Annotated in this window: 12 protein-coding genes and 6 tRNA genes; 16 read left to right on the top strand and 2 right to left on the bottom strand. The window is 47.7% G+C overall.

The window, feature by feature from the left end:
- Positions 1-2: 2 nt before the first annotated feature.
- Positions 3-1,073: an LPS export ABC transporter permease LptG gene (lptG, locus tag FCU94_RS11650; protein ID WP_176288705.1), complete on the top strand. Its 1,071-nt coding sequence runs from the start codon at positions 3-5 to the stop codon at positions 1,071-1,073.
- A gap of 48 nt (positions 1,074-1,121) precedes the next feature.
- On the opposite strand, the gene mutS is transcribed toward lptG, so the two are convergent.
- Both mutS and FCU94_RS11640 read right to left on the bottom strand, forming a co-directional pair.
- Positions 1,122-3,683, bottom strand: coding sequence for a DNA mismatch repair protein MutS (mutS, locus tag FCU94_RS11645; protein ID WP_176288704.1), 2,562 nt, complete (start codon positions 3,681-3,683; stop codon positions 1,122-1,124).
- A gap of 94 nt (positions 3,684-3,777) precedes the next feature.
- The gene (locus FCU94_RS11640; protein WP_176288703.1) at positions 3,778-5,304 is read right to left on the bottom strand and encodes a sensor domain-containing diguanylate cyclase; all 1,527 of its coding nucleotides are present in this window, start codon (positions 5,302-5,304) and stop codon (positions 3,778-3,780) included.
- Between the two features lie 145 nt (positions 5,305-5,449).
- On the opposite strand from FCU94_RS11640, the gene FCU94_RS11635 reads away from it, so the two are divergent.
- From FCU94_RS11635 to FCU94_RS11565, 15 genes are all read left to right on the top strand, one after another.
- The gene (locus tag FCU94_RS11635; protein WP_176288702.1) at positions 5,450-5,923 is read left to right on the top strand and encodes a CinA family protein; all 474 of its coding nucleotides are present in this window, start codon (positions 5,450-5,452) and stop codon (positions 5,921-5,923) included.
- A gap of 195 nt (positions 5,924-6,118) precedes the next feature.
- Complete coding sequence (gene recA, locus FCU94_RS11630; RefSeq protein ID WP_038209499.1) at positions 6,119-7,165, top strand: recombinase RecA; 1,047 nt, start codon at positions 6,119-6,121, stop codon at positions 7,163-7,165.
- Positions 7,166-7,234: 69 nt separating this feature from the next.
- Positions 7,235-7,699, top strand: coding sequence for a recombination regulator RecX (gene recX / locus FCU94_RS11625; RefSeq protein ID WP_176288701.1), 465 nt, complete (start codon positions 7,235-7,237; stop codon positions 7,697-7,699).
- A 141-nt stretch (positions 7,700-7,840) separates the two neighbouring features.
- The gene (alaS, locus tag FCU94_RS11620) at positions 7,841-10,423 is read left to right on the top strand and encodes an alanine--tRNA ligase (RefSeq protein WP_176288700.1); all 2,583 of its coding nucleotides are present in this window, start codon (positions 7,841-7,843) and stop codon (positions 10,421-10,423) included.
- A gap of 192 nt (positions 10,424-10,615) precedes the next feature.
- A complete protein-coding gene (locus tag FCU94_RS11615; RefSeq protein WP_176288699.1) occupies positions 10,616-11,803 on the top strand; it encodes an aspartate kinase in 1,188 nt (395 codons plus the stop codon).
- A gap of 92 nt (positions 11,804-11,895) precedes the next feature.
- On the top strand, positions 11,896-12,093 hold the full coding sequence (csrA, locus tag FCU94_RS11610) for a carbon storage regulator CsrA (protein WP_086585621.1): 198 nt from the start codon (positions 11,896-11,898) through the stop codon (positions 12,091-12,093).
- Positions 12,094-12,276: 183 nt separating this feature from the next.
- Positions 12,277-12,369: transfer RNA gene (locus FCU94_RS11605), tRNA-Ser, on the top strand.
- Between the two features lie 73 nt (positions 12,370-12,442).
- Positions 12,443-12,519 (top strand) — tRNA-Arg (locus tag FCU94_RS11600).
- 24 nt (positions 12,520-12,543) lie between these two features.
- Positions 12,544-12,636, top strand: a tRNA-Ser gene (locus FCU94_RS11595).
- A 73-nt stretch (positions 12,637-12,709) separates the two neighbouring features.
- Positions 12,710-12,786, top strand: a tRNA-Arg gene (locus tag FCU94_RS11590).
- Positions 12,787-12,810: 24 nt separating this feature from the next.
- Positions 12,811-12,903 (top strand) — tRNA-Ser (locus FCU94_RS11585).
- A 96-nt stretch (positions 12,904-12,999) separates the two neighbouring features.
- Positions 13,000-13,076 (top strand) — tRNA-Arg (locus FCU94_RS11580).
- 447 nt (positions 13,077-13,523) lie between these two features.
- On the top strand, positions 13,524-13,781 hold the full coding sequence (locus FCU94_RS11575; protein ID WP_176288698.1) for an oxaloacetate decarboxylase subunit gamma: 258 nt from the start codon (positions 13,524-13,526) through the stop codon (positions 13,779-13,781).
- Positions 13,782-13,812: 31 nt separating this feature from the next.
- Positions 13,813-15,597, top strand: a complete 1,785-nt coding sequence (gene oadA / locus FCU94_RS11570) for a sodium-extruding oxaloacetate decarboxylase subunit alpha (RefSeq protein ID WP_176288697.1) — start codon at positions 13,813-13,815, stop codon at positions 15,595-15,597.
- Positions 15,598-15,606: 9 nt separating this feature from the next.
- Positions 15,607-16,737, top strand: a complete 1,131-nt coding sequence (locus tag FCU94_RS11565) for a sodium ion-translocating decarboxylase subunit beta (protein WP_176288696.1) — start codon at positions 15,607-15,609, stop codon at positions 16,735-16,737.
- Positions 16,738-16,804: the final 67 nt, after the last annotated feature.

The raw sequence follows: 16,804 nt of genomic DNA, 5'->3' as shown, positions 1-16,804 counted from the left end.
TCGTGTTTAAAATTCTCGATCTCTATATCGGCAAAACCATCATCGCCACGACTTCGTTAGTGCTCGCCACTTTTGTCGGTCTATCTGCGATCATCAAGTATGTCGAGCAGTTGCGTAAAGTGGGGCAGGGCACGTACGACCTAATTCAGGCGCTGATGTACGTATTGCTGAGCATTCCGCGTGATATCGAAATGTTTTTCCCTATGGCCGCGCTATTGGGAGCCTTGATTGGTCTCGGTATGCTCGCTTCCAGTTCGGAGCTGGTGGTGATGCAAGCAGCGGGCTTCTCCAAGCTGAATATCGGCATGTCGGTGCTCAAAACGGCGGTTCCACTTATGGTACTTGTTACTTTGTTGGGTCAGTGGGGCGCACCACAAGCACAGAAAATGGCGCGTGACTTACGTGCATTTGCCACTTCTGGTGGCGCAATCTTATCAGTGCGTACTGGGGTGTGGGCGCGCGACGCCAACGATTTTATTTTTATCGGTAAAGTTGAAGATGACAAAATCTACGCCATGAACATGTGGCGTTTTGACCAAGATAAGCAACTTGAGAGTATCATCCACGCGGCTAAAGTGGAGTATGAATCCGATAACACTTGGATCATGAAAGATGTCCAAGTGACTGAAATGGTCGATGAAGTGGAGATTCGCAAACAAACTCTGCCCGAGTACCGCTGGACGACGTCTTTAGCACCAGACAAACTGGCGGTTGTGACGGTAAAACCGGAAGAGCTCTCTCTGGGCGGCCTATATGATTACGTCAGTTACTTAAAGGCATCTGAGCAAGATCCCTCCCGGTATGAGTTGGCGTTTTGGCGCAAAGTGACTCAGCCGTTCTCTATTGCAGTGATGATGTTGATGGCGCTGTCGTTTATTTTCGGTCCACTGCGTAGCGTGACGATGGGAGCACGAATTTTATCGGGCGTCATTGCTGGTTTTACCTTCTATATTTCAAGCGAGTTTTTTGGCCCGCTGAGTCTGGTTTATAGTATCCCTCCGGTGTTTGGTGCCGTGATGCCGAGCCTGGTTTTCCTATCAGTCGCGCTGATGTTACTGAGAAGAAAACTCTAACCTCATTCGAACCAATTAAAAACGGCAGCCATTTGGCTGCCGTTTTATTTAGAGGAGTTTTCTCAATCGATAAAGCTCGTCAAGCGCTTGTCTTGGCGTAAGATCGTCTGGGTCGATATTGGCTAGGGCCTGCTCGACTTCACTTGCTTCAGGAATCAAGCTTAACTGATTGGCGATATCGACCGCAGTGCCTCGCGGGGCGCTGTCTGCGATTTGGCCAATGTGTTCTAGCTGGGTTAGTTTCGCGCGCGCATTCTTGATTACGCTCTTAGGAACACCAGCGAGCCCCGCAACCGCAAGGCCGTATGATTTACTAGCCGCCCCTTCTTGCACCGCATGCATAAAGGCGATGCTGTCGCCATGTTCAACCGCATCGAGGTGCACGTTAGCCAACCCAGGAAGCAGATGAGGCAGTTCGGTTAGTTCAAAATAGTGGGTCGCAAACAGTGTCATCGCACCAATCTGCTTGGCGAGCCACTCAGCGCTAGCCCAGGCAAGAGACAAACCGTCGTAGGTACTGGTACCGCGCCCAATTTCATCCATTAACACTAAACTATTGGCGGTGGCGTTATGCAAAATATTGGCGGTTTCGGTCATTTCGACCATAAAGGTTGAGCGTCCTGATGCTAAATCATCAGAGGCCCCAATACGGGTGAAAATGCGGTCCACCGAGCCTATTTGTGCCGATTCTGCAGGAACGTAAGAACCTATGTGTGCCATCAATGCGATCAAGGCTGTTTGACGCATATAAGTCGATTTACCGCCCATATTAGGGCCTGTAATAATCAGCATCTTGCGCTGTGGGCCTAACTCTATCGGGTTGGCGATAAATGGCTCGTCTAGTACTTGTTCCACCACTGGGTGACGGCCATTTTGAATCTGGATTCCCACTTCTTTGGTCAACACTGGGCGGCAGTAATCTAGGCTATCGGCGCGCTCTGCAAGGTTTTGTAATACATCGATTTGTGACAAAGCGGAAGCGAGGTTTTGCATCTGCTCTAAATGAGGCAGCAAGAGATCAAACAACTGTTCCCACAATTGCTTCTCAAGCGCGAGTGCTTTTGACTTTGAGTTGAGAACTTTATCCTCATGCTCTTTAAGCTCGGGAATAATGTAACGTTCGGCGTTTTTTAGCGTTTGACGGCGCACGTAGTGAGGCGGCACTAAGTGACTCTGCCCACGACTGACCTGAATAAAGAAGCCGTGCACATTGTTGTAGCCAACTTTAAGGCTATCGATGCCGTGACGCTCTCGCTCATCTTGTTCAAGTTTCTCGAGATACTCCGTCGCGCCGTCTGCTAACTTACGCCATTCATCAAGCTCGGCGTTATAACCTTCGGCAATGACACCTCCATCGCGAATCACGACCGGTGGATTCTCTTTGATCGCACGCTCAAGTAGCTCATAGACCTCATCCATAGGTGCCGCGTATTGGGCTAGCTTGGTCAAGTAGGGATGACTTAACGAGCGCATCGATTCGGCCAGCTCAGGCAGTTGCTGCATGGCAAAACGCAGTCGAGCCATATCTCGTGGTCTGGCGCTGCGCAGAGCCAAGCGCGCCAAAATACGCTCAATATCGCCCACTTGTTTTAGCACAGGGTGTAGCTCGGCAAACTGGCCGGTTTCTTTGATCTCTGTGATGGCATCAAGTCGGTGATTGAGCGTATCAATATCGCGCATCGGCTGGTGTAACCAGCGCTTGAGCATACGGCTACCCATCGCGGTGGCGGTATGGTCGAGTACTCCTGCCAAGGTATTGTCTGTGCCGCCTGCCAGGTTATGGGTGATCTCTAAGTTACGACGCGTGGCGGCGTCCAAAATCACGGAATGATCTTGGCGGTCAAAAGTGAGAGAGCGGATATGGGGCAGAGCGGTGCGTTGGGTGTCTTTGACATACTGGATCAAACAGCCCGCCGCACATAAGCCTAACTTGGCTTGTTCGACGCCGAAACCGACGAGATCTTTCGTACCGAACTGTTGGTTGAGCTGCTGTTTCGCTGTATCAAGTTCAAACTCCCAGACCGGGCGACGGCGATTGCCATTGCGACCATTCATTAAATGAACCGGTTCAAAGTCTTCTGGAAATAAGAGCTCACGTGGTGCAGTGCGTTGCAGCTCTGCCGCCATCGCTTCTTCTGTTGCCGGTTCCATCAGTTGGAAACGGCCAGATGTCACATCGAGAGTCGCATAACCAAACTGACCATTGTGATAATAAATGGCGGCAATGAGGTTATCTAAACGCTCTGAAAGCAGAGCTTCATCGGTTACGGTTCCAGGCGTCACAATGCGGACAACTTTACGTTCAACCGGGCCTTTACTGGTGGCGGGGTCGCCAATCTGCTCACAAATTGCTACGGACTCACCGAGTTGAACCAGTTTTGCTAAATAGCCTTCAACCGCATGAAAAGGCACGCCAGCCATCGGGATAGGTTCACCCGCTGATGCGCCTCGTTTGGTTAGAGAAATATCCAATAGCTGAGAGGCGCGTTTAGCATCATCGTAAAATAGCTCATAAAAATCGCCCATGCGGTAGAACAGCAAAATATCGGGGTTCTCAGCTTTAAGCTTGAGGTATTGCTGCATCATAGGCGTGTGTTTTTGCTCTTTCATACCAGTCGTTAGCAAACAGTTCAAATTACCCCGCAGGGTACCAAAACAGCAGCAGTAAGAGCAATCAGAGTGGAGAGAATAACCGTGAGTAAGGTTATTTTTCTAACTCTAGGTCTTTGATATGGGTGGCCTGCGCTTTGCCTCTCTGTTTGGAGGTGTAGAGCGCCTGATCAGCATGTTCAAACAAGGTGTTCAAATCATACGGGCAATCAGGGGTGTGAGTCGCCACGCCGATACTTAAACTCAGTTGACCGTTACCAATCGGCGAAGCTCGAAATGACTCGATCAGCCGAGTGGCGTAATTGAGTGCATCTTGTTGATGTAGCTCTGGAGAAATGAGAACAAACTCGTCTCCGCCCCAACGCCCAATGGAATCATAGGTACGAGTATTTTCACGCAAGAAGTTCGCCACTTGTGTCAGTATTTCGTCTCCTTCAGCGTGACCAAGTTCATCGTTAACTTGTTTGAAGTTATCGAGATCAATCAAGAGTAAAGAGACTGGCGCTTGATTGCGTTCTGAACGAGCTAACTCTTTAAATAACAGTTGGTCAATGCTACGACGGTTGTGAAGGTGGGTTAAATAATCTAGTTCTGCGACTTGTTTCAACGCATTTTGTTCACTCATATCACGAATCACGCAGATAGTGCGTGGTTCGTTACCAATGGTGGTTGAGGAAATGGCAATTTGCACTTCAACATGATCGCCATACTTTGTCAGCCCCATGATTTTCTGACGCGTATCTGTCATTAGACGTGACTGTTGTTTGGTTTGAAACTGGTCACGATATTGACGATGTTTGTCTTTCAGTGCTGGATCAAGGAGATCTTCAACCGAGAGCTGCTTCATTTCTTGGTTGCTGTACTGAAACAGCTGACAAGCCATTTTATTCGCTCCGAGAATGTGCCCTTGGTGGTCAATGTAGAGAATGCCGTCCGGAGAAACATCAAAGATCTCTCCAAGTTCTTGTAGTAGGAAATGAGAGCGCTTAATTGCGCGTAAAATGAACCAGGTTGTGACAATAATGAGCGGGAACAGAAGCAGGTTGAATAACCACATATAAAGGTTAATCTGTTCCAGTTTGTCTTTGGATGAGTTAAGTATCTCATCCACTTTGGGTAACACACTGTTTTGCATTGCGGTTAGCGCGATTAAGGCTGGAGTATCATCAACTTTAACGATGTTATCGAGCTCGGTGACCGACTTCTCTAACCCTATTTGCCGCGCTTTAAGCAGTTTTTGGTAATACTCTTCGAGTGTGGCATTGAGCTGGTCGACATTGGCCTTAAGCTGTGTGTCTGTAATTAAGGTTTGCAGCAAGTAGATGTTGCTTTTTAGAAGCAAATATTTATCTCGGGCACGTTCGAAATAGCGTAGGTCACGCCGAATAACGAAGTTCTTAAAGTGGTGAATAAAGCCTACATAACCGAGGTCTCGTTCGATGTTAGAGATGGTTTGGCTGATAGTGATTTGCGCGACATATTGTTGGTTTAGCTGATCGCGCAACGTCTTAAGTGATTGGGTTTTTTTGTAGATGTACGTCGCTAACATCAAGTTGGCGAGAATCGCGATAAAAACAATGTAGAGATAAGTACGTTGGGAGCTCTGCAGTTGCTTGTACATAAATACCATTCCAAATGGATATAATAAAGTGAGTTCTGTTGCATATGAGCGTTAAGTTTAGACGACAAGTGGCGTGTTTTCATAAAATTAGCGGTTAATGATAGAGTGTTAGCTTCGATCTACTTGGCAATGGTAAGGACTCTCGATGGGCTGGGCAGAAAAATTAGGTAAGTTATTAAAGCAGCACAACCACCTTTTTGTGACCGCAGAGTCATGCACTGGCGGTGGTGTTTCAGCGGCGGTTACCGATGTCGCTGGGAGCTCACAGTGGTTCGACCGGGCTTTCGTCACATACAGCAACCAAGCGAAAGTTGAGATGTTGGGTGTGACACCGCAGACGCTAGATCAGCACGGAGCCGTGAGTGAAGAGACGGCGCAAGAAATGGTGTTGGGTGCACTGCAGCACTCGTCAGCCAGCATTGGTGTATCAATAAGTGGGATTGCAGGTCCTGGTGGAGGCAGCGAGGAGAAACCAGTCGGGACGGTATGTTTCGCGTGGGCAGATAAAAATGGCTGGTTAGAAAGTCGTACTTTCCATTTAGATGGCGACCGCCAGCAAGTACGCCAACAGGCTGTTGAGTTAGCCATGCAAGTACTGTGTGAAAAGCTGGATAAATAGAAAAAGGAACAGGACTAACAGCAAAAAGTAATATAAAACATACAGATAATTATAGTTTTCAAAAAAAATAGCCCAAACTATGGACACTGTATGAATCAACAGTATAATGGCTTGCGTTGACGGTTTAGCCTTCGAGCTAAAACTAAGAATTAAAGATAAAGTCATCAGCACTAGATGAATTATTTGGAGAAAGTGATGGACGAGAACAAACAGAAAGCGCTCGCCGCTGCGCTAGGTCAGATTGAAAAGCAATTCGGTAAAGGTTCAATCATGCGCCTTGGTGACAACCGCGCAATGGATGTAGAAACAATCTCTACAGGTTCACTTTCTTTGGATATCGCGCTAGGTGCTGGTGGTCTACCTATGGGGCGTATCGTCGAGATTTACGGTCCAGAATCTTCAGGTAAAACAACGTTAACTCTAGAGTGTATTGCTGCAGCGCAAAAACAAGGTAAGACTTGTGCATTTATCGATGCTGAGCACGCACTTGATCCCGTTTACGCTAAGAAGTTAGGTGTTGATATCGATGCACTGCTTGTTTCTCAGCCAGATACGGGTGAACAAGCGCTAGAGATCTGTGATGCACTAGCTCGCTCGGGCGCTATCGACGTTATGGTTGTTGACTCAGTAGCTGCACTAACACCTAAAGCTGAAATCGAAGGTGAAATGGGCGATAGCCACATGGGTCTGCAAGCACGTATGCTTTCTCAAGCAATGCGTAAGCTAACGGGTAACCTTAAGCAGTCTAACTGTATGTGTATCTTCATCAACCAAATCCGTATGAAGATTGGTGTTATGTTCGGTAACCCAGAAACAACTACAGGTGGTAACGCACTTAAGTTCTACGCATCTGTCCGTCTTGATATTCGCCGTACTGGTTCTATCAAAGAGGGCGACGAAGTCGTGGGTAACGAAACTCGTATCAAGGTTGTTAAGAACAAGATTGCTGCTCCATTCAAACAAGCTGAAACGCAAATCATGTATGGCCAAGGTTTCAACCGTGAAGGCGAACTTATCGACTTGGGTGTTAAGCACAAGCTCATCGAAAAAGCAGGCGCTTGGTACAGCTACAACGGTGATAAGATCGGTCAAGGTAAAGCAAACGCAGGTAAGTTCCTACGTGAGAACCCAGATGCTGCACAAGCTATCGATGCGAAATTGCGCGAGATGCTACTGTCACCAGCTGAAATTCAGCCGGATGATGCTGAGCTAGGCCAAATGCCAGAGCAAGAAGAGCTATAATCTAACTTCTCTTTTTTCTTAAAGCCCTGCAATTGCGGGGCTTTGTTATATCTATCCTAGATTGAGATTATGTTTCAACGTAAACCGCCGACACTTTCCAGCAAAGAAGCCGCTATCCAACTGCTTAGCCGCAGGGATCATGGTGAGTATGAACTCTACCAAAAGCTCACTTTGAAGGGCTACGATGAAGAAGCGATTCAAGACGCCGTTAACTTCTGCTTAGACCACAACTACTTAGATGATCTGCGCTATGCCAAAAGCCAGATTCGCCAACATGTTTACAAAGGACACGGTGAGCGTCGTATCAGGCAAGAACTGAACCAAAAGCGCGTGGCAGAGTCGGTCATTGAAGCGGCAATGAGTGAAGAGCCACAAGACTGGTTTGAGTTAGCAAAACAGGCCGCGGAGAAGAAATTTAAAGGCAGCCGGGCTAAAGACCAAAAAGAGTACGCCAAACAAGTCCGTTTTCTGCAATATCGCGGCTATAGCTTTGAGCAAATCAGCTATGCTTTGAACCTTGATGAGCAAGGTTAACCCTCAATAACTCGTCTATTTAACGATTTAATCCCTAATCTACCTTCAATCAGCTCTTTTCTGCGAGAAAACTAGTCGTAGCCTTTGCCATGATCTACAATAGCGCAAAATTCTAACTCGACTATTTTCAGGAAGAGCTGCATGTACATGAGCACTGATGAGGTTCGTAACGCGTTCCTTAAGTTCTTTGAAAGCAAAGGACACCAAATCGTAGACAGTTCATCGTTGGTTCCACATAACGATCCAACCCTGCTATTTACTAACGCAGGTATGAACCAATTTAAAGATTGCTTCTTAGGCGCTGAAAAGCGTGCCTACACACGAGCAACTACGGCTCAGCGTTGTGTACGTGCGGGTGGTAAACATAACGACCTTGAAAACGTTGGCTTTACCGCTCGTCACCATACTTTCTTTGAAATGCTAGGTAACTTCAGCTTCGGTGATTACTTTAAAGAAGACGCAATCGCGTTTGCTTGGGAATTCCTAACTGAAACGCTACAGCTTCCCAAAGATCGTCTACTGGTAACGGTATACGAGACAGATGACGAAGCATTCGATATCTGGAACAAAAAAGTAGGCGTACCTGCTGATCGTATCGTGCGTATCGGCGACAAAGAAGGCGGTAAGCAGTTCGAGTCAGATAACTTCTGGACAATGGGTGACACAGGCCCTTGTGGTCCATGTACTGAAATTTTCTACGATCATGGTGAACACATCTGGGGTGGTCGCCCTGGTACACCTGAAGAAGACGGTGACCGTTTCATCGAGATCTGGAACAACGTATTTATGCAGTTCAACCGTCATGCAGATGGCACGATGGAACCACTGCCTAAGCCTGCTGTTGATACAGGTATGGGTATTGAACGTATCTCTGCCATCATGCAGGGTGTGCATTCAAACTATGAAATCGATGTTTTCCAAAAGCTAATCAAAGCTGCTGCAGAGGTTGTTGGTTGCGAAGATCTATCCAACCAATCGCTGCGCGTGATTGCCGACCACATCCGCTCTTGTGCGTACCTAATCGCAGATGGCGTGATGCCTTCAAACGAAGGGCGTGGCTACGTGTTGCGCCGCATTATCCGCCGCGCCGTTCGTCACGGTAACAAGCTAGGTGCACAAGGCGTATTCTTCCATAAACTTGTCGCTGTATTGATTGAAGTGATGGGCAGTGCTGCTGACGAGCTTAAGAAGCAGCAAGAGCTGGTTGAAAAAGTGCTTCGTATCGAAGAGGAAAACTTTGGTCGCACACTGGAGCGCGGCATGATTATCCTCAACGAAGCACTGGATGCTCTTGAAGGTAAAGAGCTCGATGGTGATACGGTATTTAAGCTGTACGACACCTACGGCTTCCCTGCTGACTTAACTAACGACGTGGCTCGCGAGCGTAATTTCACTATCGACGAAGCGGGTTTCGAGAAAGCGATGGAAGAGCAGCGTCAGCGCGCGCGTGAAGCCGGCCAATTTGGTACGGACTACAACGCAACCATCAAGACTGACGTTGACACTGAGTTTTGCGGTTACACAGGCACGCAAGGTAACAGCCATATCGCGGAAATTTTCGTTGAAGGTGAAGTGGCACAATCCCTATCGGCCGGTGATAAAGCGATCATCATCCTTGGTGAAACGCCATTCTATGCAGAATCTGGTGGTCAGTGTGGTGATGCTGGAGTGCTGAAAACGCAATCAGGCCTATTCAATGTCGAAGACACGCAAAAGCTGGGCAATGCTATCGCACATCACGGCGTTTTGGCTGAGGGTGTTCTGGCTAAAGGTGATGAAGTTGAAGCGGTGGTCGATGCGCAGCGTCGCGCGGCGATCTCTCTAAACCATTCTGCTACTCACTTACTTCATGCAGCACTACGCCAAGTGCTTGGTGAGCACGTAGCGCAGAAAGGCTCGTTAGTGAAACCTGAAAACCTGCGTTTCGACTTCTCACACTTAGAAGCGGTCACACCCGCTGAACTAAAAGAAGTTGAGCGCTTGGTTAACGCGCAGATTCGTCGTAACCACATAATTGAAACCAACATCATGGATATCGAGTCAGCGAAACAAAAAGGTGCGATGGCTCTATTCGGAGAGAAGTACGATGATGAAGTGCGCGTACTCTCTATGGGTGAGTTCTCGACTGAGTTGTGTGGTGGTATTCACGCAGCAAACACCGGTGATATCGGTCTGTTCAAGATAACATCAGAAGGTGGTATCGCAGCGGGTATTCGTCGTATTGAAGCGGTAACGGCTGAAGCCGCGTTAGACGCAATCGAAGCGCAAACTGCGCAGTACGAAGAGAAGCTTGTTGAGTCAGCTCAAAAAGCCAAAGCGCTTGAGAAAGAGGTGCAAAAGCTGAAAGACAAGATGGCTGCCGCAGAAAGTGCCAACATCATGGGTAAAGCGCAAGAAATCAACGGCGTAAAAGTGTTGGTTGCTGCTCTTGATGGTGCAGATAGCAAAAACCTGCGCACTATGGTAGACGACATCAAGAACCAAATGGGTAGCGGTGTTGTCCTGCTTGCTAACGTGACCGGTGAGAAAGTGGGCCTTATCGCAGGTGTGACGAAAGATCTGACGGGTAAAGTAAAAGCTGGTGATCTTGTAAAAATGGTTGCAGAGCAAGTGGGCGGTAAAGGTGGTGGTCGTCCAGATATGGCTCAGGCCGGTGGTACTGATGTGGCCGCGTTACCTGAAGCGATCAAAACCGTTCAGCCTTGGCTCGAAGAACGTTTGTAAAATCGCATAATCTATTACTACGCTCACTCTTTTTTGATTGAGCGTAACTCTTTTTATTGAACCAAGTGGTTTAATTGAGTGCGCTGAGCGGCTCGGTTAAGTCACTTGGTTTTTGTTATAACAACTGCACCCAATATTCAATCTATTGAGTGCAGTGCTAATGAGACTTTGGTCTTGGGAAGGTGAAGACTGGTGAACAAGCCCCTTATCGTGCAAAAGTTTGGTGGAACTTCTGTGGGTTCAATAGAAAGAATCCATAAGGTTGCTGAACACATCATAAAGGCGAAAAATGATGGTAATCAAGTTGTCGTAGTCGTGTCGGCAATGTCTGGTGAAACAAACAGATTGATGGACTTGGCGCAACAGGTGGACAGTGTGCCTACCGCTCGAGAACTTGATGTTTTGCTCTCAGCTGGTGAGCAAGTGTCGATGGCACTTCTGGCGATGACTCTGAACAAAATGGGTCATTCTGCGAGCTCATTAACTGGGGCACAAGCAAGAATTGTGACTGATAACCAGCACAATGATGCAACGATTAAAGATATTGATACCTCGACGATTGAAACGTTATTGGCGCAAGACCAAGTGGTGATTGTCGCTGGGTTCCAAGGTGTCAATGAGAAAGGGGATATTACCACCTTAGGGCGTGGTGGCTCGGATACCAGTGCGGTGACGTTAGCGGGAGCGCTGAGCGCCGATGAGTGTCAGATCTTCACTGACGTAGACGGTATCTACACTTGCGATCCTAGGGTAGTGAAATCAGCGAAGAAATTGGCCGTGATCGATTTTCCTTCGATGGAAGAGATGGCACGTAAAGGCGCTAAAGTCCTTCATCTCCCTTCGGTACAATACGCATGGCTGCACAATGTTCCTCTTCGAGTTCTGTCGACGTTTGAGACCAATCAAGGTAGTCTCGTCAAAGGTGAAGAGTGTCAATCCGATGTCTGCGGTGTAGCGATTCAGCGCGATATGTGTTTGATCAAAATTGAAAAAGAGGCGTTAACGAGTCTACAAAAACAGTGTCAAATGTTGGGGATCACTATCTGGAATGTGATCGAACATGCAGAATGGACAGGTGTTGTGATAAAAGACGAGGCTTGTGCAAAACTGAAACTGGTTTTTGAAGATAAAATCCGCAATAGTGAAACGGTAAGCTTGTTAACCGCCGTTGGTCTTCAAGTCGAAGGATTGGTAGAAAGATCGTATGCCTTGCTCGCGGAGCAGGGGATCAGTGTTGAACATCATGCGCTTAACGTACAATCGTTGATGTTAGTGCTGTCGCCTGAATATGTCGACAAAGCGGCTAACATACTGCATGATGCTTACATTACTTCTGCGCAGGCGATCGAAACCCAGCAAAAACAAGCGTTTTTGGGCTAAATCCGGGCCACAATTGAGTTTACGAAAATATCACTTTTGTTGGATAATAGCCTAGTAGCAAGATAAATCAGAGATTACTCAAGGAGCACAGAATGCTAATTTTAACTCGCCGTGTTGGTGAAACTCTTATGATCGGTGATGAAGTCACAGTAACTGTACTTGGTGTTAAAGGTAACCAAGTGCGTATCGGCGTCAATGCTCCGAAAGAAGTGTCTGTTCACCGTGAAGAAATCTACATGCGCATTCAGGCAGAAAAAGGTAATGGTAACGCTGCTTCAGGCAACTACTAATTACACGAAGAGGCTGGCAAATTGTCAGCCTTTTTTGTGCGTGAAAAAGCGTTATTTATAACAAAAAGAGCGAATTAGCATCGCTTTGATTAAATAGCCAACGGTTAAAAGACTTTTTGGCGTTTTTGCCAAGAAAATGTTTGACATATTTTTGGTAAATCGTAATATGTGCCTCCGCAAGACGGTGAGGTGGCCGAGAGGCTGAAGGCGCTCCCCTGCTAAGGGAGTATACGGTTTGTAGCCGTATCGAGGGTTCGAATCCCTCCCTCACCGCCATTCTTGCTTCTTCTTCGGAAGAACGTTCTTCGGAACAGCTTTAAAACAACTTTCTTTAGCAAGAAAGCATAGCGCGTCCTTAGCTCAGCTGGATAGAGTACCTGGCTACGAACCAGGCGGTCGGAGGTTCGAATCCTCCAGGACGCGCCATATTTCCTTACCAGGGAATAAAACGGTGAGGTGGCCGAGAGGCTGAAGGCGCTCCCCTGCTAAGGGAGTATACGGTTTGTAGCCGTATCGAGGGTTCGAATCCCTCCCTCACCGCCATTCTTGCTTCTTCTTCGGAAGAACGTTCTTCGGAACAGCTTTAAAACAACTTTCTTTAGCAAGAAAGCATAGCGCGTCCTTAGCTCAGCTGGATAGAGTACCTGGCTACGAACCAGGCGGTCGGAGGTTCGAATCCTCCAGGACGCGCCATATTTCCTTACCAGGGAATAAAACGGTGAGGTGGCCGAGAGGCTGAAGGCGCTCCCCTGCTAAGGGAGTATACGGTTTGTAGCCGTATCGAGGGTTCGAATCCCTCCCTCACCGCCATTAATTGGCTTATGGCCAATTTTTTTGTTTTAAAGCCCTGTTGTTCCAAAGAGACAGTGTGATATACTTCACAATTCTCGTTTTCGAGAACATAGCGCGTCCTTAGCTCAGCTGGATAGAGTACCTGGCTACGAACCAGGCGGTCGGAGGTTCGAATCCTCCAGGACGCGCCACTTATTTAAAAGCCCTGCTAGAAATAGCGGGGCTTTTTTGTAACTATCACTTAACATTTTTGAAACTTTGGTTTTACAAGTAATTGTTTTTAAACTTAATTTCTAGATTCTTTTAAGCCAATCGCAGTATTAATTCGTTTTATCGCTTAACGTCAGAAAAGACACAGTTATTTGTGCTTGTTTGGCGCGATATTGCAGATTTATGTGATTTGTGTGACGAATAACTCCCTAGATTTGTGCATTATCCTCAATAGCACCTTAAACAAAATTGACAAAGTTTAATCAATCGAGATAATCCTAGACCTCTTGTCAGGATTTTACGGTGAGTCCTGCAAATCAGAAAGCCAGCCGATGTCTGGTCAAAAGTTAAGTTGAGCTGCCATAGAACACGAAGTTCTTAGCCATACACTTAGCACTGTTGTCAGGATGACAAAGAAAGGATGCAAAATGGATAATATTGGAAGCCTGCTAGTAGATGCTGCCACCCTGATGATCACTGGGATGTCGGTAGTATTTATTTTCCTCACTATTCTTGTTTACCTCGTTCGGTTGATGTCAAAACTGCTTCCCGAAGAAGTGCCAGAGCCGATCGCGACACCCAATCAAAATAACAAAATTCAAACACCATCTTCTGCTGTTAGCCCGAAAGTAGTTGCGGCCATTTCCGCAGCGGTACACCAGTACCGTACCTCTACCGCTAAGTAGCATTTGATAGGATTAAAAGGAGTTAATGAGCATGTCTAAACCACTAGCTTTAACGGACGTGGTCCTTCGTGACGCCCATCAGTCGCTGTTTGCGACGCGTATGCGCTTGGAGGATATGTTACCTATCGCAGAGGAACTGGATAAAGTCGGTTACTGGTCTCTAGAGACTTGGGGCGGGGCAACATTTGATGCCTGTATCCGCTTTTTGGGTGAAGACCCATGGGAGCGCTTACGTGCTTTGAAGAAAGCGATGCCGAATACGCCAATGCAAATGCTACTGCGCGGTCAGAACCTTTTAGGTTATCGCCACTATGCTGATGACGTAGTCGAGAAATTTGTTGAGCGCGCGCACGCGAATGGGATGGATGTATTCCGTATCTTTGACGCGATGAACGATGTGCGAAACTTTGAAAAAGCGGTCAAAGCGGCTGTTGATGTAGGAGCTCACGCTCAAGGGACACTCTCTTACACCACTAGTCCGGTACACAATACCGAGACTTGGGTCGATTTGGCAAAACGCCTAGAAGATTTGGGCTGCCATTCACTGTGTATTAAAGACATGTCAGGTTTGCTTAAACCTTACGAAGCAGAAGAGCTGATTTCACGTATTAAAGCGTCATGTGATGTGCCGCTGGCACTACACTGTCATGCCACCACAGGCCTCTCTACTGCAACGGCCGTAAAAGCCGTGGAAGCGGGCGTTGATATTCTTGATACCGCAATCTCCTCGATGAGCTGTACGTACGGTCACACACCAACCGAGACAGTCGTGGCGATGCTGCAAGGCACAGAACGTGACACCAACCTTAAGCTTGACCAAATTGAACCTATTGCTGCTTACTTCCGTGATGTTCGTAAGAAGTACGCTAAGTTCGAAGGCCAGCTAAAAGGTGTCGATTCTCGCATCCTTATCGCTCAAGTGCCTGGTGGCATGTTGACCAACATGGAAGGTCAGCTAAAAGAGCAAGGTGCGGCTGATAAGTTGGACGAAGTACTCGAAGAGATCCCACGCGTACGTAAAGATCTTGGTTACATCCCTCTTGTAACGCCAACGTCTCAGATCGTCGGCACACAGGCAGTCATCAACGTTCTTACTGGTGAACGCTATAAGAGCATCACCAAAGAAACCGCGGGCGTATTGAAAGGTGAATACGGCGCGGCGCCAGCAGAAGTCAACGCAGAGCTACAGGCGAAAGTGCTCGATGGCGCGGAAGCGATTACTTGTCGCCCTGCTGATTTGCTTGCAGCGGAAATGGATAGTTTGACCGAAGAGCTACTGACAAAAGCGAAACAAGAAGGCATTTCACTGGCGGAAGATACCGTTGATGACGTACTGACTTACGCATTGTTCCCTCAAGTTGGTTTGAAGTTCCTCAAGAACCGTCACAACTCTGATGCCTTTGAGCCTGCGCCATGGCTAGAAGAAGCGCCTGTGGCTCCTCAAGCGCAACCTGCTCAAGGTGGTATTGAGACCTACAGCGTTAAGGTTGATGGTCAGGTTTACGATGTAGAAGTTGGTCCTCAAGGACAGCTAACCTCAGTCGCACCTGCTGCAAATGCCCAACCTGCGGCAGCACCTGTTGCATCAGCCCCGGCTGGCAACAGTGAGACGGTTCCTGCGCCTTTGGCTGGGAACATCTTTAAAGTCAATGTACAAAGTGGCGCCCAGGTTGAAGAGGGGGATGTACTGTTGATTCTTGAAGCGATGAAGATGGAAACCGAAGTACGTGCGGCACGTGGCGGCGTCGTTCAAGACCTTCATGTCAAAGAAGGTGATGCCGTGACGGTAGGGGCTCCTCTACTGAGTTTGGCGTAAGGGAGCATCATGGAAGGATTAAAGATCTTATGGTCTGAAACAGGGATTGCGCATTTTGAGTTTGATCAACTATGCATGATCTTAGTGGGTTGTTTGCTGCTGTTTTTGGCCATTCGCAAAGGCTTTGAGCCATTGCTACTTTTGCCGATTGGTTTTGGTGCTATTTTAGCGAATATTCCTAATGCGGGCTTTACCGAAGAAGGTGGATTGCTTTACTACGTCTACTATGTGGGGATTGAATCAGGGATCTTTCCGCTTCTAATCTTCATGGGTGTAGGAGCCATGACGGACTTTGGAGCGCTGATCGCTAACCCTAAAACTCTATGGTTAGGCGCCGCGGCACAGTTCGGTATCTTTGCGACTCTGTTTGGCGCGATTTTACTTAACTATGTGCCGGGGATGGAGTTTAGTATGCCAGACGCCGCCTCTATCGCGATTATTGGGGGAGCCGATGGCCCAACCGCTATTTTCCTAGCGAGTCAACTTTCACCAGACCTGTTAGGGGCCATTGCGGTCGCTGCCTACAGTTACATGGCGCTAGTTCCAATCATTCAGCCACCGATCATGAAGGCATTGACCAGCCCAGAAGAGCGTAAAGTTCAGATGGCGCAGCTTCGTCATGTAGGCAAAGCTGAGAAAATTCTGTTCCCACTGGCGGTGTTACTGATGACGATTCTGTTCTTACCTGCGGCCACGCCATTGGTGGGGATGTTCTGTCTCGGAAACCTAATGCGCGAAGCAGGTGTGGTCGAACGTTTGTCGAAGACGGCCCAAAACGAGTTGATCAATATAGTGACTATTTTCCTTGGACTCGGTGTGGGGTCAAAACTGCAAGCGGAAGAGTTTCTCAATGTGGAAACTTTAGGTATTTTGGCTTTGGGCGCTGTTGCTTTCAGTATTGGTACCGCAGGCGGTGTCTTGATGGCCAAGTTACTCAATAAGTTCTCTAAGGAAGACATTAATCCGTTGATTGGGGCGGCTGGCGTATCGGCGGTTCCAATGGCAGCGCGCGTCGTCAACAAAGTTGGCCTCGAAGCGAATCCGCAGAACTTCCTATTGATGCATGCAATGGGACCGAACGTGGCGGGGGTATTGGGCTCTGCAGTTGCGGCGGGTATTCTGCTGGCGTTGGTTGGCTAAAATAGGGTTAATGTGAGCCAGAGGTTAATTTGCGCACAAGTGGTCAACACTGCGTAATAAATGGTAT

This window comes from Vibrio sp. JPW-9-11-11, assembly GCF_013369335.1.
Lineage (GTDB): Bacteria > Pseudomonadota > Gammaproteobacteria > Enterobacterales > Vibrionaceae > Vibrio.
Note: the sequence above shows the minus strand (reverse complement) of the source record. Positions and strands in the feature narration are given on the sequence as shown.